Below are 2,326 nucleotides of genomic sequence, written 5' to 3'. Positions count from 1 at the left end.
CCGGGCTGCGCAGCCCGGCCCGCCCGAACACCGCCAGGTCGTACGCCGAGGACACCTGGCCCGGCGCGTCGTAGCCGTCGGGTGACACCACCCGCGTGTCGAGCGCGCCCAGCGAGCGGGCCTTGGCCTGCATCCGCTGGGCGGTGGCCCGCCAGCCCCCGTTGAGCGCGGCGAGCACCCGCACGGCGTCGTTGCCGGAGCTGAGGAAGACCCCGCGCCACAGATCGGTGACCCGGTAGGTGCGGCCCTCGGCGACGCCGACCAGGCTGCTGCCCGAGCCGATGCCCCTGAGTTCCCTCGGTTCGACCCGGTGCCGGATGCCACCGGGCAGTGACGGCAGCACGGCGAGCGCGAACAGCGTCTTCAGGGTGCTGGCGGGCGGCAGCTTGCGGTGTGCGTCGTGTGCGGCCAGCACCTCGCCGGTGCGGGCGTCGGCGACCAGCCAGGACCGGGCGGAGAGGTCCGGCAGCTCCGGTGCCTCGGCGCGCGGCCGGACGTGGGTGCCGGGCCGGTACAGCAGCGACGGCCGCGGGGCCGCCGCCGGTCCGCCCGGCGCGCCGGGGTCGGCGGCGGCCCGGGCGGTCATCGTGGCGGGCGCCAGGCCCAGGACGCCCACGAGGCAGAAACCGCAGGTCGCCACCGTCATCCGGGATGAGAATCCGATCGTCATACAGGCAACCTAGGAACGCTCCCGGCGTGCCCCGCGCTGCCCGGGCCGTTGCCCGAAGCGCGTGCACCCGGATGCCACACGCGCTGCCACGGGCCGGACCATGGGGTGTCCCCTGCTCCAGCGGGGCCGAGAACTCGGTGGAGTGCGTGCCGGGCGCCGCGACACCGGGACGACCGGAACGACACCCCCTAGCCGACCGGCAGCGTCGGCTGGATGCGCCGCAGGAACGTCGCGTTGTCCGGGGACTCGCGCATCCGCCGCAGCAGTGTCTCCAGGTCGGCCGCCGCGTCACGGGACCGCAGGGCCCGGCGCAGCCCGCGGACGGCCGCCGACTCGGCGGGCATCAGGAGCAGTTCCTCACGGCGGGTGCCGGAGGCGGTGATGTCGACGGCCGGGAAGAGCCGGCGCGCGGCGAGGTCGCGGTCGAGGCGCAGCTCCATGTTGCCGGTGCTCTTCAGCTCCTCGAAGTAGTACTCGTCGGCCCGGGAGCCGGTCTCCACCAGCGCCGTCGCGAGGATGGTGAGCGAACCGCCCTCCTCGGCCTGCCGCGCGGCCCCGAAGAACCGTTTGGGTCCGAGCAGCGCCGCCGCGTCGACACCGCCGCTGAGCGTGCGCCCGCCCGAGGCGGCCGCGTTGTTGTGGGCCCGGCACAGCCGGGTCAGCGAGTCGAGCAGGATCACCACGTCCTGCCCCTGCTCGACGAGCCGCTTGGCCCGCTCGACGACCAGCTCGGCGAGCGCGATGTGCTGCCGGGGCGCCTGGTCGAAGGTCGAGGCGTAGACCTCGCCGCGCACCGACCGCCGCATGTCGGTGACTTCCTCGGGGCGTTCGTCGAGCAGGACGACCATCAGCCGGCACTCGGGGTGGTTCCCGGCGATCGCGGCGGCGGTCTGCTGGAGCAGGACGGTCTTCCCGGTCTTGGGCGGGGCCACGATGAGCCCGCGCTGTCCCTTGCCGAGCGGCGCGATCAGGTCGGCGAGGCGCCCGGTGAGCCCGCTCGCCGGATGCTCAAGACGCAGTCGCCGGTGCGGGTGCAGCGGGGTGAGGTCCCGGAAGTGGGGCCGGCCGCGCAGTGCGCCGGGCGCGAGGCCGTCGACGCGTTCGACGCCGCTCAGCGTGTGCCGGGCGCCGCTCACGCCGGTGACGAGGTCACCCTTGCGCAGTCCGTACCGGCGGATCAGCGCGGCCGGGACCTGCGGGTCGGCGGGCGACGGCAGACAGTGCGGCGCGCGCAGACGGCCCTTCCCGTCCGCGTCGACGTCCAGGACGCCGGTGACGGTCTGGGCGGCCGGGGTCCGCTGCTGGAGGGGAGGATGTTCGAGCGTGGTGGTCATGGGGTCGGTCCTTTCGAGGACGCGGGCGGAAGACCTACGGAAGAGAGGAGGGGGAGGAGCCGCGGAGAGGACGGGCGCACGATGCGCCTGGGCGGCGGCGGGAACACCTCGGCGAACGGATCCACAGCCGTAGGGCCACGAGGTGACGGAAGAGAAGAGAGAAGAACCGGTACCGGCGCCCGAGACAGGGCGTGACACAAGTACCGATCGCACTGTAGCACCTACTGTGCGTGCTGTACGAGAGAACGCACCGAGGCGCTCTCCCATTCCCGGCGGATCCTTCCCGCTCCCGGTGACTGCACGCAGCCCGCCCCGGCCGCCC

General features: G+C 74.2%; 2 protein-coding genes. Both read right to left on the bottom strand.

Annotated features, from left to right (window positions below):
• Nucleotides 1-670: D-alanyl-D-alanine carboxypeptidase family protein (locus CCN42_RS33265; RefSeq protein WP_143662105.1), on the bottom strand; the 670-nt coding region annotated here is incomplete at its 3' end.
• 188 nt (nucleotides 671-858) lie between these two features.
• Nucleotides 859-2,004, bottom strand: coding sequence for a transcription termination factor Rho (gene rho / locus CCN42_RS33260; RefSeq protein WP_169731570.1), 1,146 nt, complete (start codon nucleotides 2,002-2,004; stop codon nucleotides 859-861).
• Nucleotides 2,005-2,326 lie beyond the last annotated feature (322 nt).

Origin of the sequence: Streptomyces glaucescens (genome assembly GCF_002154375.1) — a bacterium.
GTDB classification, from domain to species: Bacteria; Actinomycetota; Actinomycetes; order Streptomycetales; family Streptomycetaceae; genus Streptomyces; species Streptomyces glaucescens.
The sequence above is the reverse complement of the archived record's forward strand: the minus strand, read 5'-3'. Positions and strand labels throughout refer to the sequence as shown.

Excerpts from the sequence above, each read along its gene's own strand:
- rho (WP_169731570.1), bottom strand. The coding sequence starts at position 2,004 with ATGACCACCACGCTCGAACATCCTCCCCTCCAGCAGCGGACCCCGGCC.